Source organism: Enterococcus sp. DIV1208 (assembly GCF_050530455.1).
Classification (GTDB): domain Bacteria; phylum Bacillota; class Bacilli; order Lactobacillales; family Enterococcaceae; genus Enterococcus_B; species Enterococcus_B hirae.
In genome coordinates, this window is record NZ_CP172887.1 from 2,528,150 (window position 1) to 2,552,711 (window position 24,562).

General features: G+C 35.1%; 22 protein-coding genes and 1 pseudogene. 3 read left to right on the plus strand and 20 right to left on the minus strand.

Annotated elements, in window-relative coordinates; all coding sequences use genetic code 11:
- Window positions 1–4 precede the first annotated feature (4 nt).
- The 9 genes from IGK91_RS11695 to IGK91_RS11735 all read right to left on the minus strand — a co-directional run bounded on the left by IGK91_RS11695 (window position 5) and on the right by IGK91_RS11735 (window position 10,202).
- Entirely contained in the window at window positions 5–1,459 is a 1,455-nt protein-coding gene (locus IGK91_RS11695) for an ABC transporter substrate-binding protein (protein ID WP_081123429.1), read from the minus strand.
- Window positions 1,460–1,496: 37 nt separating this feature from the next.
- On the minus strand, window positions 1,497–2,417 hold the full coding sequence (locus tag IGK91_RS11700; RefSeq protein WP_010721014.1) for a carbohydrate ABC transporter permease: 921 nt from the start codon (window positions 2,415–2,417) through the stop codon (window positions 1,497–1,499).
- Between the two features lie 13 nt (window positions 2,418–2,430).
- Window positions 2,431–3,378 carry an ABC transporter permease gene (locus tag IGK91_RS11705; protein ID WP_010721015.1) on the minus strand — a complete coding sequence of 316 codons (948 nt, stop codon included), beginning with the start codon at window positions 3,376–3,378 and terminating at the stop codon, window positions 2,431–2,433.
- Window positions 3,379–4,179: 801 nt separating this feature from the next.
- Window positions 4,180–5,631: a DeoR family transcriptional regulator gene (locus IGK91_RS11710; protein ID WP_225428995.1), complete on the minus strand. Its 1,452-nt coding sequence runs from the start codon at window positions 5,629–5,631 to the stop codon at window positions 4,180–4,182.
- 87 nt (window positions 5,632–5,718) lie between these two features.
- Window positions 5,719–6,129, minus strand: a complete 411-nt coding sequence (locus IGK91_RS11715; RefSeq protein WP_010736990.1) for a hypothetical protein — start codon at window positions 6,127–6,129, stop codon at window positions 5,719–5,721.
- Between the two features lie 68 nt (window positions 6,130–6,197).
- Entirely contained in the window at window positions 6,198–8,039 is a 1,842-nt protein-coding gene (locus tag IGK91_RS11720; RefSeq protein WP_430605302.1) for a BspA family leucine-rich repeat surface protein, read from the minus strand.
- 234 nt (window positions 8,040–8,273) lie between these two features.
- The gene (locus IGK91_RS11725; protein ID WP_034867990.1) at window positions 8,274–8,735 is read right to left on the minus strand and encodes an LPXTG cell wall anchor domain-containing protein; all 462 of its coding nucleotides are present in this window, start codon (window positions 8,733–8,735) and stop codon (window positions 8,274–8,276) included.
- 80 nt (window positions 8,736–8,815) lie between these two features.
- Complete coding sequence (locus IGK91_RS11730) at window positions 8,816–9,763, minus strand: DUF916 and DUF3324 domain-containing protein (protein WP_010736986.1); 948 nt, start codon at window positions 9,761–9,763, stop codon at window positions 8,816–8,818.
- Between the two features lie 310 nt (window positions 9,764–10,073).
- Window positions 10,074–10,202, minus strand: a complete 129-nt coding sequence (locus IGK91_RS11735; protein ID WP_014834422.1) for a hypothetical protein — start codon at window positions 10,200–10,202, stop codon at window positions 10,074–10,076.
- A gap of 747 nt (window positions 10,203–10,949) precedes the next feature.
- On the opposite strand from IGK91_RS11735, the pseudogene IGK91_RS11740 reads away from it, so the two are divergent.
- Window positions 10,950–11,092 (plus strand): annotated as a pseudogene (locus IGK91_RS11740) (ISL3 family transposase); the annotation flags it as partial.
- 104 nt (window positions 11,093–11,196) lie between these two features.
- Here the strand turns inward: IGK91_RS11740 and IGK91_RS11745 are convergent.
- The 8 genes from IGK91_RS11745 to IGK91_RS11780 form a co-directional block, all read right to left on the minus strand.
- Window positions 11,197–12,012 carry a MurR/RpiR family transcriptional regulator gene (locus IGK91_RS11745; RefSeq protein WP_010736985.1) on the minus strand — a complete coding sequence of 272 codons (816 nt, stop codon included), beginning with the start codon at window positions 12,010–12,012 and terminating at the stop codon, window positions 11,197–11,199.
- Window positions 11,990–12,907 (minus strand): N-acetylglucosamine kinase, encoded by a 918-nt coding sequence (locus IGK91_RS11750; protein ID WP_010736984.1) that lies wholly within the window; start codon window positions 12,905–12,907, stop codon window positions 11,990–11,992. The genes IGK91_RS11745 and IGK91_RS11750 overlap by 23 nt, the downstream gene beginning before the upstream one ends.
- Window positions 12,908–12,960: 53 nt before the next feature.
- Window positions 12,961–13,275, minus strand: coding sequence for a PTS lactose/cellobiose transporter subunit IIA (locus IGK91_RS11755; RefSeq protein WP_010736983.1), 315 nt, complete (start codon window positions 13,273–13,275; stop codon window positions 12,961–12,963).
- A gap of 299 nt (window positions 13,276–13,574) precedes the next feature.
- On the minus strand, window positions 13,575–14,834 hold the full coding sequence (locus IGK91_RS11760) for a PTS sugar transporter subunit IIC (protein ID WP_010736981.1): 1,260 nt from the start codon (window positions 14,832–14,834) through the stop codon (window positions 13,575–13,577).
- Window positions 14,835–14,859: 25 nt separating this feature from the next.
- Window positions 14,860–15,165, minus strand: coding sequence for a PTS sugar transporter subunit IIB (locus IGK91_RS11765; RefSeq protein WP_010736980.1), 306 nt, complete (start codon window positions 15,163–15,165; stop codon window positions 14,860–14,862).
- A gap of 16 nt (window positions 15,166–15,181) precedes the next feature.
- Window positions 15,182–16,603, minus strand: coding sequence for a glycoside hydrolase family 1 protein (locus IGK91_RS11770; RefSeq protein WP_034686410.1), 1,422 nt, complete (start codon window positions 16,601–16,603; stop codon window positions 15,182–15,184).
- Between the two features lie 518 nt (window positions 16,604–17,121).
- On the minus strand, window positions 17,122–17,847 hold the full coding sequence (locus IGK91_RS11775) for a pseudouridine synthase (protein ID WP_010736978.1): 726 nt from the start codon (window positions 17,845–17,847) through the stop codon (window positions 17,122–17,124).
- Between the two features lie 83 nt (window positions 17,848–17,930).
- Complete coding sequence (locus tag IGK91_RS11780; protein WP_113803820.1) at window positions 17,931–19,577, minus strand: putative polysaccharide biosynthesis protein; 1,647 nt, start codon at window positions 19,575–19,577, stop codon at window positions 17,931–17,933.
- Between the two features lie 241 nt (window positions 19,578–19,818).
- Here IGK91_RS11780 and IGK91_RS11785 point away from each other — a divergent pair, with 241 nt between their 5' ends.
- Together IGK91_RS11785 and IGK91_RS11790 are read left to right on the plus strand one after the other, a co-directional pair.
- A complete protein-coding gene (locus IGK91_RS11785; RefSeq protein ID WP_010736976.1) occupies window positions 19,819–20,412 on the plus strand; it encodes a YitT family protein in 594 nt (197 codons plus the stop codon).
- Between the two features lie 278 nt (window positions 20,413–20,690).
- A complete protein-coding gene (locus tag IGK91_RS11790; RefSeq protein ID WP_034700494.1) occupies window positions 20,691–22,193 on the plus strand; it encodes a UDP-N-acetylmuramoyl-L-alanyl-D-glutamate--L-lysine ligase in 1,503 nt (500 codons plus the stop codon).
- 157 nt (window positions 22,194–22,350) lie between these two features.
- Here the strand turns inward: IGK91_RS11790 and celB are convergent, their stop codons facing one another.
- Genes celB through IGK91_RS11805 form a run of 3 tightly spaced genes read right to left on the minus strand, consistent with a single transcriptional unit; the run spans window position 22,351 to window position 24,541 of the window.
- A complete protein-coding gene (celB, locus tag IGK91_RS11795; protein ID WP_010721020.1) occupies window positions 22,351–23,694 on the minus strand; it encodes a PTS cellobiose transporter subunit IIC in 1,344 nt (447 codons plus the stop codon).
- Window positions 23,694–24,212 carry a hypothetical protein gene (locus tag IGK91_RS11800; RefSeq protein ID WP_081123520.1) on the minus strand — a complete coding sequence of 173 codons (519 nt, stop codon included), beginning with the start codon at window positions 24,210–24,212 and terminating at the stop codon, window positions 23,694–23,696. Before IGK91_RS11800 ends, celB begins: the two co-directional genes overlap by 1 nt.
- A 14-nt stretch (window positions 24,213–24,226) precedes the next feature.
- Window positions 24,227–24,541: a PTS cellobiose transporter subunit IIA gene (locus IGK91_RS11805; protein WP_014834421.1), complete on the minus strand. Its 315-nt coding sequence runs from the start codon at window positions 24,539–24,541 to the stop codon at window positions 24,227–24,229.
- Between the last annotated feature and the right edge of the window lie 21 nt (window positions 24,542–24,562).

Sequence of the window (24,562 nt, forward strand, 5' to 3'; positions counted from 1 at the left end):
TGAATTATTTACTTTCCTTACGAAATGCATCATATTGTTTTTGCATTTCTGTTAATACTTTGTCATAACCTGCTCTGTTCAAAGCATCTTTTAGTTTTGGTAATGTTTCATCAGGATCAACTGTCCCAGTATTTAATCCATCTAGGTATTGATTCATGACATTTGAGATATTACTTAGTTCTGTTTTTACGCTATCTGTATTGAAACTAAAGCCTAAGATTGGAGAAGTTTTTGCTTCTTCAATTGATTTATCTCTTTCAGCGATCATTTGATCTGTGATCGTATCTTGTGTGTATAAGATTTCATTGTTACCGGTATTCCAAGCAGACATGTGCATGTTTGGTTGGTACCCATCTAATAATTTGATCTTGTCATCGCCATCTTTTTTCCATGCTTCGCCTTCGATACCCCAAACTAAACCATTCAATAATTCTGGATCGCTATTTAATAAACCTAAAAATTCAACTGATTTTTCTTTGTTTTTAGAGGTATTTGATACGACAAAGTTGGCCATTTGTGCTTGTCCAGTTGACTTCAATGGAACAGTGATTGCTTTTGAAACCAATTCTTGTTTCGCTGCATTAGTCAAGATCGTATCGCCATAATCGTATGGTCCTTGCGTTTCGCCACGCATTAACCAAGTATTCCCTTCAAGTGGGTAATCTTTATTACTAGTAGCAGCATCGCTAGGAATCAATCCTTGTTTATACCAGCTGTGCATCGTACGTAATAATTCGATAAACGTTTTGTTGTCGTATTGATTGATGATCTTAGTGTCATCGCCGTTCAAATCAACCGCAAATGGTAATGTATTCCCTAATGGATAATCGAAATCTCCTTGGACCTTAAATCCTTGTCCAATCGCAAAAGCAGCTGTATTTGGGTCTTTTTTATGGAATTCTTGTAACACTTTTTCCGCATCCTGATAAGATTCGATCCCATCAATCGATAAATTGTATTTATCTAATAACGGCTTGTTGAAAGTCAACACTTGTTGGGCAAACACATTGCCATTTACTGGAAAGGCATACAATTTTCCGTTAACTAAATTTCCTTTGATATACGCTTCATCTAAAGAATCATACGCTTCTTTCGCATATTTTGGTGCTAATTCTGTCAAATCAGTAAATGCACCCTTTTGCGCATTTGATACATAGTTGTTGGCAAAGGCAATATCGTAGTTTTCACCAGAAGAGATAATGACATTCATTTTCTTCTCGTAATCGCCCCAACCGATGTAGTTGATATTGACTTTGACTCCGATTTTATCTTCGATCCGTTTATTTGCAATGTCCATTAACTGATCGAAATTCTCTGGTTTATCACCGATTTGATACATTTGAAGGGTTGTTGAATCACTTGCTTCAGCTTTTTCTTTTGTCCCCGATCCGCAGGCTGCCAATGTTCCAACCATCATTGCAGAAACGCCAGTAAAGGCTAATTTCTTCCATAACTTCATTTTTCTTCCTCCTAAATTGTTTTATATTTTTATTGCATTACTCTTTTACTCCACCAATCGTTAATCCTTTAACAAAATGTTTCTGGAAGAATGGATAGCTGATCGCAATCGGTAAAGTAGAAATCACGACGATCGCCATTCGAGCTGATTCTCCCGGAACAGAAGCAAGTCCGCCTGTCAATTGACTGCCCGCTCCTGAATTTTGTGTCAAATATTGAATATTGCTTTGGATCTTCATCAATAAATATTGCAAAGGAACCAGTTTATCATCTTGAATGTAAAGCAACGCATTAAACCAATCATTCCAATACCCTAAGGCAGCAAACAAACTGATCGTTGCAATCCCTGGAATTGCCAGCGGTAAAACGATTTGCACAAAGATTCGCAGCTCACTAGCCCCATCAATTCTTGCAGATTCAATGATCGAATCTGAAACCGAGCGTTTGAAGAACGTTCGCATCACGATGATATTGAACGGGCTGACCGCCATTGGCAAAATCAATGCCCAGATCGTATCTTTTAACTGCAAGAGATTCGTCATTACTAAATAGTTCGCAACCATCCCTGGTGAGAACAACATCGTGATCAAACAAAATACGGTAAAGAAGCGCCGAAATGGGAAGTTTGATCGTGAAATCGCATAAGCGTATAAAGAAGTCGCTGTACTATTGATCAAAGTCCCTAGAACAGTGACAAGGATCGTCACAAATAAAGCTTGGAAAATCTTGTCTTGCATTTGACCGAATAAGTAAGTATACCCAAATGTACTAAATTCTTTTGGCCAAAAACTGTAGCCATATTGTGTCAAAGCGGATTCTTTCGTAAAAGAAATCGCAATCACGAATAGAAACGGTAAGATGCAAGAAAGAGCAAATAATGCGATCAACAAGTTAGAGAAAAAATTGGTTGTTTTGTTAAATGAACGAATTTGTACTCGTTCGACTTTCTTTTTTTTCATTTCTTTCTCCTCCCTAGAACAATGCTGATTCGCTGTCGAAACGACGAGCAATCGTATTTGTGATCATCAATAGAACAAACCCGACAACGGATTGATACAATCCCGCTGCAGCTGTCATTCCAAAGTCACCAGTAGAGGTCAAGCCATTATAAATGTAAGTATCCAATACTTGTGTGACATCATAAAGTGCCCCGGAATTTCTCGGGATATTGTAGAATAAACCAAAGTCTGCTCGGAAAATATTCCCGACAGCTAGAATCGTTAAGATCGTCATCAACGGAATCAATTGTGGAATCGTCACATGTTTGATTTGTTGCCATTTGCTGGCACCATCCACCATCGCTGCTTCATAATAAGTAGGATCGATCCCCATAACAGAAGCAAAATAAATGATACTGTTATAGCCAATCCCTTTCCACGTACCGATAAAGACAAGAATAAACGGCCAATACTTCGGTTCGTTATACCAGTTGATCGCTTCTCCACCATGCCCAGTGATCCACTGATTAAAGATTCCTTTGTCAGGACTCAAGAAGGCATAAACAAAATACCCAATGATGACCCATGATAGAAAGTAAGGAAGTAACGACATTGTTTGGTAAACTTTTACCAGTCGTTTATTCCGTAATTCACTCATAATGATGGCAAAAACAACGGAAATCAATAAATTCAAAAGAATAAAAGTAACATTATATAAAATGGTGTTTTTAGTGATCAAGAAAGCTTGATCAGAAGTAAATAAGAAGCGGAAATTTTCCCAACCAACCCAAGGGCTTTCTCTTAAACTAGCTAAAAACCCGTCAGCAGAAATATGGAAGTTTTTAAATGCTACTACGTTTGCTAATACTGGGATATAAAAGAAAAAAATCATCCATAGCATCCCCGGCACAGCCATTAGTACTAAAGCTTTGTAGCGCCATAGATTAGCAAAAAAATGATTTAACCCCTTTCTTTTTTTCATCGTAAAACTCCTTTCGTGTCATTCACAAGCCAATTATAGCGCTTACAACAAAAGGAATAAATAAACAAATTATAGATAAAATGATACAAAATATAGATAACAAAATTAGGCAGAGGTTCAATTTTAGCGATCAATTTTTTCAAAAAATCGTTGGCTAATGGCAGTAATTTCTAAATAAACACGGATGAAATGAGCATAAAAAAGGGTGTTAGGTATAGAAAAACCGATAAATAAGTCGAACATGCAGAAAAAACAGCCGCTCATTAGAATGAAAATCACTGATATTCTAGTAGGTACTTAAGTTGCTACTGTACAAGTTATATTCGTTTTGAGATAGACAATACTCACGATTAGTTGAACAGGAGTTTTGAACAGACGATCAATCCTATACTGCTTCTATTCACTCTTTTGTTAACAGCAACTATGTTGCTTTATATAAACTAAAGTGATGTGGCTGTAATATAAATAAGAAGGGTCAAAAACTTAAAAGTTTTTGACCCTTGACATTGTTGCGTACACCATTTTGTTTATAAAATCCATCAACCTTTTCTTAATAAATTCATACGACCCTTACTATTCGAACAAGTAAAGAAAATGTTGGAAATATCATAACTCCTATGACTAGATACCATAAATCCATGATTAGATTCCCCAATGTAAACGGTACAATTATACCTGTGAATAAAATAAATGCTACTATTATTAGATTTAAAAAGTAGAAGCAACTCGCAGTATATAAGACCGTGTGATTTCTTAGTACTCAGTTTCTATAAACCAATGGTGGGGAAATCATAAATTAATTTAACGGATTAGATTTAAACTTTCTGTCAATATTACTTTTAAATCCTCTCCAACGGAATAACGGGAGATAGGAAAAAGATTGGGAAGATCTAATTCAGTTTCGGCCAATACCGAGCGATCACAGATAATTATATGAGGATTTCTTTTTATATATTCTGGTAATTGATCCACAGAATAATATAGATACGAATCGATCATATTGTAATCCAGATTAAGCCAGTGAATAAGTAATTCCCGATAAATGATATGTGCCTCTTCACTTTCTGCCACAACAAAGTACACTCTCTTTTGTTTCTCTCTAAAAATAAGACTCGAAGACACTTGTGCAGTGAACCACTCAATTGCTACATCACTAAAAATAAAAGGCGGTTCTGGCCATACCTCTTCTTTCCATTGAATAAAAATTTTTTTTATTCTTGGTAAAAGTTGCAATTGTTCTTCACTTAGATAATGATGACGATACAACAAAAAATGTTGTAAGCTATTCCAAGTGGAATAACAAAAAGTAATGAGTGGACGTTCAAAAATAATTTGTGAAAATAAGTTATTTTTGAATTCCTCTTCAAAATGAAAGACCAAACTTTGGACTTCACGAATATTTTCAATGACATGTTCTCGTTCATACTGGTAATTGAGTTGAATTGTCATAAAGCTATCAGAATTTAGTGAGATGTTTTTATAAATAGTAGTCAAAAAAAGCAATTCATTGTTATCTAAATCATATTCTTTAAAAAACAATTTTACATTTGTTTGAATTTTCTTAAACGTTAAGCTTTCTTCTAATTTGTATTTTATTGAACTTTTCTGTACTGGATGGTCTTCGTATCTTGTGATGGTTAGATAAACAGCTAACGTCAAAAACGTGTATTCACGATCATTTTTCTCATAACAATTCGCTAAATCAAAAAATAACTTTTCTACAAATTCTTGTGATTGCTTCATTTTTTCTTTATCTAATGTATGACAATTAAGAGGTTTTCTAGCCAATACCGTTAATGTCACTAGTCTAAAGGTTATTTCATCATTTAACCAAGCTTTATTTTCATCTAAAAGACCTATCTCTATAAAATATTGTTCAACATTTTTTTTTAGCTGAAAAGCCTTTGTCACTGAAACAAATTCATTTTCTACTATAGTTAAATAATTAGTTTCATCAGTCAAATAAAGTAGACATACATTTAAAAATTTCGAATAACTATAAATTTGTTTGATTAAATCATATCTTGTATAGATGGTATCAAACCAGACGGTCATGTGTGTTTTAGTGATTTCGTAGCTTACAATGTAATCTTCTAACTGGAAGACCAATCTATCAAAATCTCTTTTTATCGTATTGAAACTAACATCCAAGCGTTTTGCTACATCTGAAATCACTAATTTTTTACACTCGTATAGGTATTCTGTTAATTTCACCTGCCGCATAATTTCTTTCTCAATATAATTTTCGATCATACCAATCCTGCCCCCAATCACTACTTTCATTATAAGTTTTTTTCTCAAAGAATAGCATTAAACTGCCTTTCTCTTCTCCAAAAGAAATCAATTTTCCGTATTTGAAACTGTTTTAATATAAAATTGTGGTAAAATCCCTATATTTTGAAAATCTTTTGCATAATATTGAATATCCTCGATATACTCTCTATAAGTATATTCTGATTCTCGCTCTAAATAGGCAGCCAATGTCTGTTGATCGGAAAAATCACTATACGTCACCACCCCAATAACATTAATGATTTCGGCTTCTGTTTTTAAAAGATATAAAATACTTTCGATGCCTTTCGATTTCGAATATTGGATCTTCTGTAGACATTCTTGCTTTAAGGAATCAATTTTTTCCAATGCTAGTGTAATATTTTGTTTTACTTCTTTATTATTTTCGTCGTTATATTCTCGTTTTCTTAGTGCTAGAATTAACTGTTCAATTTCTTTTATATCCATCCATTTGTCCATAAGCTATCACCTCACTTACTAGATGAAACAAGCAAAGTAATTACTTACTTTGCTTGTAGGTATTACAATTATGGTGCTTTCACTAAATTCCAATTAACTTGTCCTGCATACTGATTCGCTTGTACCTGTGCCACTTCTGGGATCACTAATTCGGCATCCCCTAAAGCAAAATCGTAAACACCAGATGGTACGTTTTGGTTCACTTGCATGACGCAAACTTCAGCACCCGTTCCAATCTGAAGGTTGGCTGTACCAGTAACCTCTGAAATTGGTGTGAAATCTGGCTCTTGTACGGGTGATTGGCCATTATTATTCTTATATACTTGCCCATTGGTATTTTTTGATTTAATATAACTCCCTTCAATTCCTGGTGTATTCCAAACTAACTGCGCATTCAACTGCCAAGTTGAACCAGAGTTTTGATCCTTGACTCCAATATGAAATCCGGAACCATTTTCTAATGGAATACTTTGTTGTCCACTTTCTTGGAGTTGCGTGGTAGGTATATTAAAGGACTTTGGAAGATAAGCTAAAGCTAAATTTTCTTTGCTATCAGGATTTGGTTTGATACTTTCCCCTGGTACATTCGGCTCTGTTACTTTTTTCCATGTTGGTTTATAGGTCGAATTAGTAATTGCAAATAAATCTTTTCCTGGGGCTATAGTCCATGGGTTAGTGAAGTTGACTTCCCAGCCAGCAAATTCATAGCCAGCTCGTAGGGGTTGATTTTCTTGCATCCATCTATTTATCGCATCCAGTGATCCTTGCTTAGAATCAACTGCAACTGTATTGAAATATTTTTTAATTCCTGTTGTTCCATCAGGATATTGCCCGTCGCCACTACTTATATTTAATAACGCTGGCGTTTGAGTAAATTTATACTCATTAAGTAAATGTGGATCATCTGTAACAACCAAGAATCTGCCGCCTGCATAGGTAGTACCAGAAAACATATGTGTAGTATTTGCTCCATTTGTTCTGAGATTCGGAATATATAGAACTTCTAAGCTCGAACCAGCGAACATGTTAGACATGTCCTTTACGGATGATGTATCCCAAGTCGATATTCCAATTTCTTTTATATAGTTTAAGTCTGAAAAAGCATTATTCATATTTGTAACATTCGATACATCTAAATTATTTAAATCTAAAACCTTAAGATATCTCCTGTTACTGCAGATCTTTTCCATTGAATCTCCTGCATATTTTACTTTAGAACCATTTGAACTAACTCTTAAGATATTAGTACTGTTATCAGTAAATGCTGCTGCTCTGTTAATAGCAATCTTCTCAATAAACACCTCTGTACATTGAGCATACTTCATTGGATCTAATGCTTGTAGATCTTCCAAAGTAGGAATTACTCTCTTAGCTCTAGTTATGTTTACTGGTCCTACATATTTATTAATTGTAGCTGTAGACCCTGTTACTGTAATATCCCAATCCGCTAATACAATTTCTGGATCAGCTGTTCCTGTTGCTGTTGCTTTTTCATTTCCCGTTTCTTTAGTTTTAGAAGAATCGGTTTGCGCCTTTTCTTCTGCTTGTTTCTCTGTTGTATCACTCGTTTCTGAAGACGAGCTAGATTCTGTTTCACTTGTCTCAATCGTTTCTGCTTCCTTTTGCTCCGTTTCTTCATTCTCAGAAGAAGCAGTCAGATTTTCAGAAGTAGTTTGGGAAGATGCTCCTTCTGGGGATATTTCTTGGTCTTCCTCCAGACCATTTTCCTCACTTTGAACTGTTTTCAGTGGATCCAATGGATTTAGGACTAAATCCTTTTCTTCTGAGTAATTCTGAGTTACTTGAGTATCCGATGGGTTTGTTGCTTGTGCACACACATTTGTTGTGATCAAACATAGGTTACTAGCTAAAATTGCAGAACATAGTCCAACAACTTTTGTTGCTTTCATGTAATACAGACTCCCTTATTTCTTATAATTGGTTATTAAGGATAAATACATATATGATAGATAAAACCGCTACACTCAATGAACTGATCAAACCACAATAGTTTATATATATATATACATTTAACTTAGATGGTTCTACTTCACTTGCTTGTTTATAATGAATCAAGAAATAACGAATCTGAATCATTAAAAAGACAACAGCCATAATTAGCAAACAAATAGGCAATACATACATTATTCTTCCTTCTCCTTTCTTCGTTTTGGTTTACAAATATAAAACAAGAAGATTGACACAATCAGTCCTATACCACCGCAGAGCAACCAATTATTTTTAACGGCTCCAGTTTCCGGTAAAAATGATGTTTTTAAAAAATGATTTTCTCCTTTTCCTTGGTCGAGTGAACTAGTGCCTTTGCCTGCTATAGTGAGTGAAGAATCTGCTGTATTCTCGCTTCTATCATTACTCGGATCATTGGTTGTATTATTTGTTGTATCATTCGTTGTATTATTTGTTTCGTCACTCACTGTTTCTCCAGGTAATTTATCTGGCATGATTTTTTTGTATAAAGTAATCTTAAGATCTGTCTCTGTTTGCTCTTGTGCCTCTGCTTCTACTCCTGTTGAAGTACCAGGAATTAGCATTGAGCCGAGAAATAAGCTACACATTAAACCAGTCAATATACATTTCTTTTTCATTCTTTTCCTCCTTTAACAAATAAAATATATAAAGTACTAATCAATGAGGTGATCACCATGATCCACAAACTCCATATTAACTAGGACGGAATTTGAACCTTAAAGGTAGATTCCTTGTTGATTATTTTTGTTTGCTCCTCTGAAATAGTAAATTTTTGTGTAAATTCCCAAGTATTTTTCTCTGAAATCACACGACCTTTAAAAATATAGTCTCCAGGCTTGAGCTCTTCCTTTTTCCAATCAAATTGGAAAGGGTAGACAGAGTAAGGAGCCATTCGAACATTTTCTGTTTTGTGTGTTTGTACAACTTTTTCGCCCTCTGCTTGAAGAATTTCTCCTTCTACTGTTGATTTTTCAAGAATATAAGGATTTGGATTCACAATATCTGCTTGAACCACTTTTTTTCCTGCAACTAATTTAGCCTCTACGTTTTCTAATGTTAAATCCACTCCCTCATTGACACTCATAACCGGATCTGCTTCTTGGTTGGTTAATACCACACCTAGTGTGTAACTATAAGTATTTTCCACTGACAATTGTTTATTTGAAGTATCTTTATTAGTTAAGTCTGATACTACAATTCCACCAAGAATGATCCCTTCTTGTTCTTTTTCCGGCATTTTTAAATCTAATGTCGCAATTGCTTCCCCATTAGCTGGTACCTTCACTTCCTCTTCTTGTGGTTTCAAAAGAGACGTCAAAGGAGTGTTTAACGTCTTATGGTCAGCTAACTTTCCTGTGTAATCAATCAAACCATTCGCATTCGTATTTCCATTGGTTACTTTCACATGTAGTGTTTTTTCAGCATCCGATTGGTTGATCAATTTCACTTTTAATTGATCAACTGCCCCAGGTTCTTCTCTCAAATAGAAATAACTAACATTAGGATCGATTTGGTGTTCATTCGCAACACCTTCAATCGTATATCCACCATTTGCTTGCGCTGTCTCATCTGCTTTTACGTTTATACCTAGCCAACTACTTACACAAACCAATAACGTGAAAAAAATAATCTTACTTTTTTTCATCTATCTACTCTATCCTTTCTATTTATTTTTCTATATACTTAAATACCTAAAAAATTTTCCCAATTAAAGTTGCTCTTTTCATTACTTGTGTTTAATGTATTTTTCTCACTTTCCAACTAAGGTCGATCATTTGATTAATAGCACTAACTATAGTCCCAGAGCGTATAAAACGAGAAGTTGAACATGCTACTTGTTTCTTCATTTATCCTCTCCTTATTCATTGGCTTATATCCTAAAGAAACAAGGTTTTAGTATAAAACCTTGTTTCCTTAGGAATAAAACCATATCGTTTTATTCCTAATAAGCTAAATTAAGGATTTGGAGCAATAGTTAAGTTCCAATCAATTGTTCCTGTATAGCTACCAGCCGGTACTACACTGGCATTTGGAATATTAATTTTAAAGTTCTCTACAGAGTAATCATATATTCCATCTTTCATACTACCTTCTTTAGTTTCCATAATAGTTGTAGCTGTGTTACTAATTGTTAAATCCTTTGCAGTGGTAGTAACTACATCGTTAGCAATAGTAGAAAGGTTTCCTTTACCATCATTTTCTTGAACAGTGCCGTTGGTACCTTTAATTGTGACACCTGTAAAATCACTCGCATGTTGATTTTATAAGTTTTTTTCTACAAATCAATCGAAAAAATACAAAACAAACCTTAGGTGAACGCCCTCTTTTCCCCCAAAAAAAAGTAAATAAACAGTTTTTTTGTTTGTTTTGTTTTTCAAATATTAAGCAAAAAAAAAAAACTAAAAATAAAAACCACAATAGAAAATTCTATTTAAATAAAGGGAGTAATCTATAAAACATACTTATTCAATTGATTTAATCAAGTCTTCTGCGGTATTTTATTTCTCTTCATTTTTATCGAATAATGGTTTTTATGGTCGTTTGTTTAATCACATTCAATACCTTTTTGGATCTTAACTAGGAAATCGACTATGATGACGGTACCATTTTTTGTTAAGTACATGATTCTTAATGAATAGAGAGTAATTATCGACCACTTGTTTAAAAAATTATTGACTGTTCTCTCTATAAGTATCTCTATTATTAATATAGGCTATACTTTTTGATATTCGTGCAATTCGCAACATCTTTTTTAAGATTCAAAAAATAGAAAAGACACCTTGAACTCCTTTAGAATTAATTTCGCGAACCAATTCATAAGAGGATTCAAGATGTCTTATACTAAGTTTATCAAAGATAGCTAAATACCCCAGACCCAACTATCCATTTCTAGAAAAATTGTTTAACCAAAGAAAAATATAAAGGACATATTTGCTTGATTTATAAAGATGTTCTTCAGTACAAGCCAGAAGAATAGCCACATTCTCCAACATATGGGAAGTACTTTTTTAAACTACCGAATGAAGGAAAACAATGCACTGCTTATGTTTTTTTGAAATATGAAGCTTTTGATTATCTTCATATAGTATTTACACTTCTAGAATATTTCAAATAGAAGAAATAGACGATATCAATGGTCAACAGTTGTAGTAATAACGAATGCGTAGCGCCACTTCCATAATGGCCATTTTCTATATTGTCTGTACGAGAAGTTTGAAGCACATATTGCACTGCCTTCTCTAAATCTGACCCACCCAACTGAGTCATTCCAATTGTTGTTATATCATTCTTTCTGGCTTCTCTAATCAATTGTAAGACTTCTCTGTTTTTCCCTGAATGAGAAATCCCCCAAAAAACGATCTTGTTATACTCTAAATCATTTTTTATTTGTTCCAAAATCAATGATTTGTCTTTTTCAAAGATAACCATTTTCCCAATTTTCAACCACTTTTGTCGTATATCTTCTGCAGCTATTCCAGAAGTTCCTACGCCAAATACATAAATCTTGTCTGCATCATAAATTTCTTTGACAATTCTGTTAATAGTTTTTTCATCTAATAGTTCCCCTATAGAATCCACAACCAACTTGTCATTAATTAATATTTTATTTTTAGTAACTTCAAATGATTCATCAAACGAAATATAATTGTATTCATTTCTAACTTGTTTTTCAATTGAACGAGAAACAGCTAATTTAAAATCAGAATATTTTTTATAACCTATTTTTCTTGAAAAACGAATAACAGTAGCTGGGCTTGTTTCTGATAGATCTGCTAATTTTTGAGCAGTCATGTGTGGAATATCACCAAGATTAGCTAATATGTAACTAGCTAATTTCTCTTCAGTCATGGACAACTCATTTTGAACATTCTCAATGTTTTTTATAAGACTCATTTTTTTCTCCTTTGTTTCTTCTATAGTAATAATACACAGCCTTCGTATTAAAATCTTGGGATATAGGCAACACTCTAATATTTTTTTGTGCTAGTCTTCCTATCAATGATTCTCTAATGAATTCATTTTTTTCTAACACAGAACCGGCAAAAGCAATTTCCATATTTTCTTGTTTCGCTTTCATTTTATGAATCAAACTATCTAACAATAAATTTAATGCTTCTATAGAATCTGTCAAAATTTTGGATTTTACATCCCCATCTTTCGCATACATGGCAACAAACAAGGCTGCGTCTGCAATTTCTTTTTTGCTTTTTTCATAAAATCGACTAATAGCTTTCATTGAATCTTTTTCACCAATATATTCCAAAAATTCTAAAGAAAAATCAGTTAGTTCCAATCCAGCATCTAATTCATTTACTAATTGTTTGTAACAAGCCAAACCAATAGAATAAGCACTTCCCTCATCTCCTAAAAGATGCCCCCACCCACCTACTCGATAAAAAGTAGCATGCTGCAAACCATAGCCAACTGATCCCGTTCCTGAAATGATCAGTCCGCCATCATTTCCTTTTAGTTTATTAATTAGTGCCAATTTCGCATCACTCATTACAATGAATGGACAGTTATATAATGCTTTTAATTTGTTTTCAATATCATTTTGAAGCCCACTTGTTTCTATTCCTGCAATCCCCACAAGAATCATTTTAACTTCATTATGATATTTAGTTAATAAAAAATTTAACCCTTGTTGAATAATCGACCACGCATACTCTTTTTGGACAACAATATTTGCTGCATCCAAGTTAAAATCTTTAACCAAAACACCATTTACATCGTACATACTAAATTTTGTTTTTGTTCCGCCAGCATCTACCCCAATGAGATATTCCATACCTACACTCCTCATAAAAAGAGGACTTTATAACTAAGCCCTCTTTTAACGTATTAATTATTTTCATTAATTTGCTTTTGCATTTTGATTAATCGCTCAATCAATGCTTGTTCACTCATAACCGTCATTAATTGATCTTGGGCATGAATCAATAGTAAACTAATTTCGCCTTTACCCGCCAGATTATCTTGAATCAATTGAGTTTGAATATTATGTGCTATATTCATCTCCTCTTTTGCCTTGTTTAACAAATTATCTATTTCGTCATATTTTTTATTCTCTGCACATTCTAACGCTTCAAATAACGATCCGCGTGCATTCCCACTATGAACAATCAAATCAAAAATGATTGTTTCTAATTCTTCCATATTTTTCACATCCATTAATATTTAATTCTGTTAATAAAGACGATAAATAAATAGATTACAAATCATAAACATTACTACAAATGTAAGAAAAGTAAAATAAATATACCGCTTCCATTTAAACGGTTCTTTTTTTTCAAAGTATAAAATGATCATTGGAAATACAAAGCTTATTGCTAAAATATTTCCCCAAAATAAAAGTTTTTTTGAATTATAAATAGTACTAAAATAAATAAGAATGATGTTTATGATTAATAAACACAAAACATAAACAAAAGCATTTAAAAAACGGGATTTATCTCTCATTCTTCTTCCAACTCAAGTTGTAATTGTTTTTTGTCATAAATTTTAAAGAACGGATAATAAATAAAAGTTGATATCAAAATATTTATAATCACTAACACAATCGCACGCCAATCTCCGCCAGTTGCTAAAAAAGCGCCAATTGGTGCAGGTAATGTCCATGGTGGTTGTACGTACATCAAATGAATAAATTCTAATTTAAACGCAAACCACGTTACAATAGTCATAATTACTGGTGATAAAACAAACGGAATAAAGAATAGTGGATTAAGCATGATCGGGAATCCAAATATAACTGGTTCATTGATATTAAAAATACTTGGGATCAAGCATGCTCGACTAATTGACTTCGTATATTTGGCACGGCCAAATATAATAGCGCAAATAATCAATCCTAAAGTAGCTCCCGATCCACCAATCCAAATAAACCATTGAAAAAATGTTTCTGGAGCAATATGTGTAGGTGTCTGATGGTTCGCCACTTTTTCAGCATTTTCAGTAAAATATTGTAACCAAATTGGACGCGCCACAGAACCAACGATTGAATCTCCATGAATCCCAAACAGCCACAAAAATGTTACTAACAAGACTGGAACTAACACACCTAAAAAGGTATCCCCTGCTTTAACTAAAGGAGAAAATAAAACTTGTATTACTTGTTCCAAGTTGATTTTAAACACTACATTAATTGTACCAATGACAGCAATTACAATGGCAGCTGGAATAACTGCTTCAAAAGAATGCGCCACCGAACTAGGCACTTGTTCAGGCATCTTAAACATCACATTTTTTTCTTTACAAAAACGTAAAACTTCCACTGCAAAAATTGCTAAAATCATACATGGAAAAATTCCAACTGAACCTAAAGATTCCATGGGTAACATTAGCCCTTCATCAAATTGAACTGGCATAATGCTTAATAAAAAAGCAGCTACTGATAATTGCCCCCCTGTCAATGGATCCAAGTCATAACTTTTAGCCAAATTATAACCTATACCAAAACAGATATATAAAGACATAATCCAAAAAGTCATTCGATAAGGAATTAATATTTCACTAATGTGTTCGGCTGCCCATTGATGAATTCCCCAGGTTTCTGGAACTGGCGGAAAAGCAATAATTAAAAAGAAACTTCCTACGATAATGAATGGTATCGCCGAGACAACGCCATCCCGCAAAGCTCGTAAATGACGTTGCTCTGAAATTTTTGACATAGGCAATGCCACTTTTTCCTCTAAAACTTCAAAAAAACGGTTCATATTCTGTCTACAACCTTTCTTTTAATTAGTTTTGTTCAATTAAAGCTAATAAATGTTTTCCTCCCAGTGGACTATAATCTCTAGGTTGAATCAATTCAATTGGCAAATTCATTTCATCTGCTACCTCTTTAAATAATTTAAATCGGTGTTTCACTTGCGGGGCAACTAAAATGATGTCCCATTTCTTTGATTTCATTGCATGCTCTGCTTCGCCACTTCCAACTGCGGAACTTTCTAATTCAACATTATTTTTTTCTGCTTCCTTTTCTAAAGCTTTTTCTACAATCGCACTAGACATTCCACCAGAGCAAATAAATAAAACGTGTTTCATAACAATTACCTCCAACTTAAATTTTATTTGTTTGTTTCTTTATAAAATCTTGATACCAATAAAAACTGTCTTTCTTGTATCGACGGTATGTTCCGTTTCCTTCATTATCCCCATCAACATAAATTACCCCATACCGCTTATCCATTTCACAACTACCAGCAGAAACAATATCAATGATGCCCCAAGCAATATATGCACGAATATCCACTTTGTCTTCTTTTTCTGCCTTAATGATCTCGTTAAAATGAGAATCAAAATAATTGATTCGATATAAATCATGAACTTGTTCTTTTTCCAATACATCCTTCGCGCCAAAACCATTTTCAGCAATAATGACAGGACAATTATAGCGATCATAAACTTTATTCAAGGTTGTACGTAACCCTATTGCATCAATCTGCCATCCCCACTCACTAGCTTGAAGATAAGGATTTTTAGTTGTAATAACTAAATTACCAGCAGTTTTCTCCACTTCTTCTGTAGTGACAACACTTGAAGAATAATAAGAAAATGAAATAAACTCACAAGGAAATTCACTCAATACTTTTTTATCGTCTTTAGTTATATTCAAGTTAACCTTATTTTTTTCAAAAAAATCGTCCATGTAATAAGGATATTTCCCTTTCATTAGCACATCACTACAAAACCATTGATTAACTTGTTCTTCCTTCACTAATTTGAAATTATCTTCTGGTTTTGGCGTAAATGGGTAATAACAAAAACATGAAATCATTGCACCAAACTCCCCAGATACCTTCAATTTTTTTGCTAACTGGATCGTTTTCGCATTCGCAACAAACTGATGATGCAAAGATTCAAAAACTTTTTGCATATCATAGCCTTCACTTTCCGGCTTAATTAAACCGGTTCCATTATATGGGCTAAAGTAACCAGCATTTATCTCATTAAAAGGTAACCAATAATCAACATAACTCCCCCAACGCTCAAATACAAAATTCGCAAAATTCAAATAGTAGCGAATCATATTTCTATTCGTCCATCCACCATAATTTTCGACCAGATACAAAGGTACAGCATAATGATTCATTGTTAGAAAAATTTTAATATTGTTCTGTTTACAAAATTCAAAAATCTGATCGTAGTACTGAACGCCCTCCATATCTGGTTTTTCTTCAATTCCTTTTGGAAATAGCCTTGCCCAACTTAATGAAAAACGATAAATTTGAATACCTAATTCTTTCAATAAGTTTAAATCTTCTTCTACATACTCATAACCTTTCGTTCCAACTCTAAATGGATAATACAGCTTACTTTCTTCATCTTTCGATTCTTGAATCACTTGTTTGGTTAATAATCTCGTCTGCATAGTTGCATTACTATTTCTTGGCAAATATGGTCTACAATCTTGAGTATCGATTCCTTTTTTTTTGTCAAAACCTCCTTCATATTGACTTGCCGCAGTAGCTCCTCCCCACATGATCACTTTTGTAACCCCTTTCTTTTAGCGGTAAAAAAAAATTATAATTCTAATCACAAATACTAGACGACCAATTAAACATAGAATCATAATTACATAGCTAATCATACATCCTACGAATTTTTATTTCAACATTTTTATAAAAAATAAGATTTTTTATTCCAAAAAGAACAGCCGTTAAAATTCTATTTTACTAGTACAATAATCAAATTTCTCTCTTAATCCATCGATTCAATAACATTAAATAATAATAAAAAAACTAATACAAAAGCTATTAACTTTATTGGTTCTATACTTTTTAATGAAAGTGCAGATCGCCAACATCTTTTATATGATGGAAAAATATAGAAAAGACACCTTGAACTCCTTTAGAATTAATTTCGCGAACTAATTCATAGGAGGTTTCAAGATGTCTTTTACTTAGCTTATCAAAGATACCCTAACTATCATTTTATCATTTGACAATGAGCCTAAAAACAGGCTAGCTGGCTTTTGTTTCTTCATTGTATTTTGTTTGATTACATTTCCTTTCCCTCTAACTGCTTGACTTCTTCAGCTGTCATTGGTCGATACTCGCCGAGTGCTAAGTCTTCTGGGAGCAGGAAGTTCCCCATTCGGATTCTTTTAAGATAAGTGACTTCTTTTCCTACGGCTTTGACCATCCGTTTGACTTGATGGAATTTTCCTTCATGTAGGATCAAGTGAATCACTGATGTTTCATCTTCCGAATTGACTGAAACAATCGATAACTGAGCAGGTCTGGTTTCTTCGCCACCATCAATCGTCAATCCTTGACTAAATGCCTGTACATCAGCTTCGGTCATGATACCGTTAACTTCAGCGAAGTACTCTTTTTCGACGTGTTTTTTTGGGGAAAGTAAACGGTGCGCCAAGCCGCCATCATTTGTCACAACCAATAAGCCTTCTGTATCTTTATCTAAACGCCCGACTGGAAAAAGGTCTTCCCGATAAGAAGTATCATCGAATAGATCAAGCACTGTTTGATCGTAGTTGTCTTGAGTGGCTGAAATTACTCCAGCTGGTTTATTGAGGATATAATAAAAATCTTTTTGGTAAATGAACTGTTCGCCTTCATAAGTCACTTGATCCTTCCATTCATCTACTTGGAATTTGTCACTTTTAATGGTTTGATCGTTCACTTTGATGTGCCCTTTTTTGATCAGTGCCTTGACTTCTTTGCGACTGCCTAATCCGACATCCGCTAAAAATTTGTCTAATCGCATGCTTTTCCTCCATTTGATTGAAAAAAGAAGTTAAGGGATAATAGGGAACATTATTCCTAACTTCTTTTTTCAAATTTTATTTACTACTTGATTCTTAATCGATGGCGTAATCGAACCATACTTGGTCCTAAAAGACGTTCAGCTAATCGAATTTTTAACGCTAAGTATGCGTACACCGTACCGCCAACACCAGCTACAAATAAAATCAAGAACAATGACTGAATTTTACTATCTTGATTGAGGAATAAACCGAAAACAGATTTCGTGACCCCAGCTGCTGCCAGCATGATCAGTGTCAAAATAAAAATCAATAGTGTTCTCCGCCAAACAAAACTTGGTTTGAAACGTGCCACTTGACGCATCTTTTTTAAAATCAACGTGCAAGAAACAGCAAAACCGATCATCGTCGCAAATAATGGACCATAGACTTCAAACAGACTGATCGCTGGATATTGCAAGATCACCTTCACGACAAAACCGATTGCAAGATAACGGATCGCTGCGGCATTTTCAAACATCCCTTGAAGCATATTGGAAACTAACATATATAGACCAAGGAACAGCCCCACAAAACTGGCTTGGATCAACACGTGACTTCCTAGTTTATCAGGTGCATAAAACAACGTATTTAAAGGATAGGCTAGCAAGATCACGCCAAAGGTAGCAGGAAACATAAAGAACGAAAACAATTGTAAATTGCCACTTGTCAGTTTCGCTAAACCACGGTGATCTTTGATCGTCACTGCTTCGGTGATCAACGGCAACCCAGTAGAAGCGATGGAAGTAGCAAGCGCAATCACGACCATCGTCAATTTATCTGGGTTTGCACTGAAAATTGAAAAGAGATCCAATAACTGATCTTTGGAATATTCAGTCGTTGCTGACATGATTTTAATAAAGGTAAACTGATCTACTAATTTAAAGATCGTCACTCCTGACCCAACAATAATAAACGGAATCGCTTCTTTGATCGTATCTAGTAACAATTCTTTTGTCGCTACGTTGACTTGGTTATGACTATACTGGACACGTGCCGCTGAATACGCCTGTTGTTTTTTCAAAAAATACAACAAAACCAAAATACTTGCTAACATTCCGATAAATGCAGCAAAAGTCGACTGAGTAACTGCTGTGACATAATCGCCTTTCATGACTTTCATAATAATAAAGGTCGCAAGCAACATGTAAAAGATCCGTGCGACTTGTTCCACGATTTGGGAAAGTGCATACGGCATCATTTCTTGGTTTCCTTGGAAATACCCTCGTATAACACTCATACAAGGAAAAACAAGTACCGCGATACTGAGTGATCGCATCGTTGGAATCAATTCTGCTCCGCCACCAGAAGCATGTGCGAGCCAAGGCGAAGCCACATACATAAATAATGAAAATAAGAGTCCTAGTACACCCATCATCTGTAATGCTCGAATAAATAAACGCCGAGAAGTCCCATATTCATTTAATGAATTGTAGCGAGCGGTTTGCTTGGCGATCGCCGCCGGAATCCCAGCTGTCGAAATCAGTAGGAACAAAGCATAAATATTGTAGCCCATATTGAATAATCCATTAGCAGCTTTCGCATTCTCCCCCATCCAAGCGTACCAAGGGATAATGTAGATCGCACCGAGTAACCGGGAAATGATATTACTAGCTGTCATCCAAGCAGAGCCACGAGCCATTTTTTCTTGAGGTGTTAAATTTTCCATTGCTGGTTTTCGTTGATTAGTCATCGATCAGATTCCAACTTTCTTCAAAACATTACTAACAGTTTAATAGTAAAAAGGGAAACTGGCAATCTTTTTTGTGTGATTTTTCTGTAAATTCAACATTTTTAAGATAACGTTTTCTTTCTAGCTATCATAAAGTTCCTCCTCAATAATGTTCGTTATTATTTAACATTTATAATTACTAACGAGTTGTTTTTTTCTTATGCTATACTAGTTCTATAATTAGCGAACGGAGGATGCGCTTATGCTGAAAGAATTGAAAAAAACACCGATCATTTTACTAGGTGTCGTTTTTATTGCCATTGGTTTGAATTGGTTTTTACTGCCACATGACATTGCTTCAGCAGGAGTCGGAGCGATCGGACATTTAGTTGAGACTGCCTTTTTGATTCCACGATCCATCACGGTTTGGTCAGTGAATGTCATCATGCTGCTATTAGCTATACTCTTATTAGGAAAAATGATCTTCATTAAAGCAGTATTTGGTAGTTTGCTCTTTCCACTTGTGTTAGATGTGATTCCTAAAACACCGATTTTTTATTCTCATCTTCTTTCGTTGATCATGGGAAGTCTACTTTTTAGTACGGGTGTCTATACGCTTTATACAGTTGGTGCATCAAACGGTGGCGTGACAATCCCACCAATCATCCTCCAAAAGTTCTTCCGTATCCCGGTTTCTAAAGGATTACTCTTAACGAATCTAATCATTGTTTGGTTGAATTATCTTGTGTTTGGATTACGGGAAACCCTCTATGTCTTATTTTCTATCGTTTTAAGTTCACTATTCTTAAAGCTATTGGGACGGATCTATCCGATCACAAATGATCTAGAGGCGTGATGCTCTCACTGTTGATTCAAGAATTACGTGCAAAAAAATCAAGAACTGTTCTGTTGGAACAATGTGTTATGCATTCGTTTCGGATAGGTCAGTAATGCTAGACAAGTAACAAGCAATTTTTATATAAAAAAGAGAAAAAGCTCAACACGTTCGGTCGTTTTGAGTTTTTTTCTCTTTCCTATTCTCTTTTGAGATAGCTGATTCCCTTTTTAGCAACTCTTTTGAAGTATGCTATAATAAATCAGAACCCAATGAATAATAAAGTGAGGGATGATTCAATGAGCTTCTCTTTAGAAGATATCCGTAAATTATTGATCAAAGAAAATTTATTAAAAGAATTTGTTTCTGTTCAAGGTTGGCATTTAGATGCTCCTGAGCAATTTGTATTCAAAAAGTTAAGTTATGACTCACGCCAAGTAGATCATGAGACGTTGTTTTTTTGTAAAGGTCTGAATTTCAAAGAAGAGTATTTAACAAGTGCGATCTCGAATGGTTTGAGCTACTACGTCGCTGAACAGCCTTACGAAAATACAGCAACTGGTATCATCGTGACTGATATTCGCAAAGCGATGGCGATCCTTTCCATGGCTTTTTATCAGTATCCCCAAAAACAATTGCAAGTGATCGGCTACACTGGAACTAAGGGAAAAACGACAGCAGCCTATTTTACCAAAGCCATTTTAGATCATGCGACAAACAACAAAACAGCGTTGCTTTCAACAATGAACACGACTTTAGATGGACAAACTTTTTTTAAATCCCATTTAACAACGCCTGAATCGTTAGACTTGTATCGCATGATGGCGGAAGCGGTAAAAAACGGTATGACACACTTAGTGATGGAAGTTTCCTCACAGGCTTACAAAACACAACGGGTATATGGTTTAACGCTAGATGTAGGAATCTTCCTGAACATCTCTCCTGATCATATCAGCCCCATTGAACATCCAACTTTTGATGATTATTTCTATTGCAAACGTCAACTGATTTTAAATTCTAAAACTGTGATTTTAGATCATGAAAGTGATCATTTCGATCTTTTACAGGAAACGGCTGAGTTAGCAAACGTCCCTTACATCACTTATGGACGTTCTGCCGAATCTGATTATGAAGTAAAAAGTTTAACTTCAGGGAACCATGCCTTTCACTTGATCAAACACAACGGAAAACTTGATATCGAAGCAGACTATGAGATCCAATTAGCCGGTGATTTCAACCAAGAAAATGCAGCAAGTGCTATCATTGCGGCTGCGTTGACTGGCGCTTCCATCGAGGATGCCCAAAAAGGACTCAAAGCAGCACGTGTGCCTGGACGGATGGATCAGTTGATCCAAAAAAATGGCAGTCATGTTTATGTCGATTATGCACATAATTATCTCAGTTTAAAAACATTATTAGAATTTGCCAAAAAAGAACATCCGAAGGGTCGGGTCATCGTTGTTCTAGGTAGCCCCGGAAACAAAGCAGTTTCTCGCCGTCAGGATTTCGGAAAAGTATTATCAGAAACGGCTGACGTCGTCTTTTTAACAGCGGATGATCCAGCGTTTGAAGATCCACAAAAAATCGCTGAAGAAATCAATGCAGCTATCACTAATGCTGAGCTTGAGGTTCACTATGAAATGGATCGTCCAGAAGCGATCAGACAAGCATTAGCGATCAGCAATCCTGAAGATTCCGTTGTAGTCGCTGGAAAAGGAGTCGATCCTTATCAAAAAATCAATGGGATAGATGTTCCTTATAAAGGCGATTATGAAGTCGTCAAAGAACTGATTGAAGACTGAGTATTTCAATGAATACCACTTATTTACAATAAAAAATACGAGATGCGAAACGTATTGAAGCGACCTCCAAAAATTAGATTTTTTGAAGGTCGCTTCACATTTATCGTAGTTTTCTATCTTTGTTTTTATTGAATTAATTGAAGCAAATCACATGGCTTTATTCCGCAGCTAATTCGGCTGCTTTTTCTCTTTCTTCAGTCAATAGTTTATTGTCATAGTATTTGATGAATGGTAACCAAATGAAGAACGCTAAAATTGCACATAATACTGCTAAAACAGCCGCCTTCCAGTCTCCCCCACTACCGACAAATGCGCCCACACCAACTGGCGAAGGCCAAGGCATTTGCGCCAGCATTGGCTTAACGATCTCGAAGCGAATGGCAAAATAAGCTAGTGAAGCCGATGCCATCGGTGCTAGGAAAAATGGAACAGCCAGATACGGATTATAAACAATTGGCATCCCAAAAATAATTGGCTCATTGATATTAAAGATACCTGGAACTAGTGAAGCTTTCCCTAGTACTTTTAATTGATCGGATTTAGCCAAAAAGGCAATGAAGAAGATCAATCCTAATGTGGCCCCTGATCCTCCTACTGTTACATAGGAATTATTAAATTCGCCAGCAAGCGGGAAATTCGCTCCCTGTGCATTTGCTGCCATGTTCGCTAATACGATCGGTGTCAAGAAAGAAGTAATGATATTGGCGCCGTGGATACCCACGATCCATAGTGCATGGATCAAGAAATAGATCACCATGATCCCTAACCATGTGTTCGTTAATTGAGTAACAAACCCGAATGGGATCGCAATCATTTTGAAGATATCTGTTCCTAATACAACCAACAGACCATTAACAAGCATCACGACGAAGCCAATCACAAATGTAGGGATCAAAGCTGTAAAGGAACGAGAAACACCTGGAGGTACTACATCAGGCATCTTGATGACCCAATTCCGTTTGACACAGATGCAATATAATTCAACAGCTATATATGACATGATGATTGCTGTAAAGATACCGGAAGTGCCTAGCCGCTCGACAAATGAGCCCATCCGAATCCCGTTCACAACAGTTTCCGTATCTGAGATACTAGCGATCAAGCTTACTTTCCCATCGGATAACACTAATTCCGGAATACACATGAAGAAAGCAAATACCGCAAGCAGCGAACCAGTTAAAGGATTGACATTCAACCCTTGTTCATCTCGTTCGATTGAAGTCAGTTCATAAGCAAAAACAATAGCAAAATAAATGGATAAAATCCCCATGGTCATCGTGTTGATGATCATGTACAAATCACTGACTTTAAAAAATGTAGCGTTGAAAAACCCTTCAAGAAATGGAAATGGTAAAGGTAAGATATTCAAAACCAAAAACATCGACCCGACAATCGTAAATGGAATCGAAGCCATCCCTGCTGCCATTACCGCCCGAACGATTTTCATTTGTGCAATTTTTCCCATCGGTCCCATCAAATACTTTTCCAAAAATTTAAACATTAGTTACTCCCCTTCCCTAATTGTGAAATCTTTTCATATTGTTTAACACGTTGATATTGACGGTCTTGATTACGTTCAATTTTTTCTAAGCGGAACCAGCAAAAGCCACAAACAAAGATACCGCTTACAAATAATGCGAGTAAAAATAGCTTGGTGCTATGATCATTAGATATAAATGGAAAAAATGAGCGATACCATGGGGTAAGTAGTAAGCCACTGATTCCTACGTTCATCATTCCTTGAATCTTAAAATAATTGCTCGTCCAAGGTGCTCGGTTCGTGTGCGTACGATAAAGTATGACTTGTTCACCGATAGCAGGAACGATCAAAGCCAGCAAGCTAAGCGGCAGTAGCCAGGCACTGCTTCTTGCGATTAATAGTAGTACTAGCCAATTAAGATTGATGAAAAAGAAAAAGGCTGTCAAATAACGAATCACAAGATAACGATTGAAGTACATGATTTTCAAACTAAATTGTTTCTTTTCTAAAGCTAATTGTTGCTTCTTAGTTTCATCCACCTTAATCTCCTCTTTCAAGCTTTTTGTTGATACAAATAACTCATTTCATTTGCGACTTCTAAAAGGGTCATTGTTGTCATTAAATGATCTTGGGCATGGACCATGATGATCTCCATCTCGATTTTTTGCCCACTTGCATATTCTTTTAGCAAGTTTGTCTGGGCTTTATGCGCTTCTAAAATAGCTTCATTTGCTTTATCTAATTGTTGACTTGCTTCCGCTTTTTCTCCTTGCCGTAGAAGTTTGAAGGCTTCATGAATCAATGTTCGGGCATTTCCACTATGCAAAATAATATCAAAAGCGATGACTTGTAATTCTTCACTCGTCATATTTCCAGTCACACGTATTCC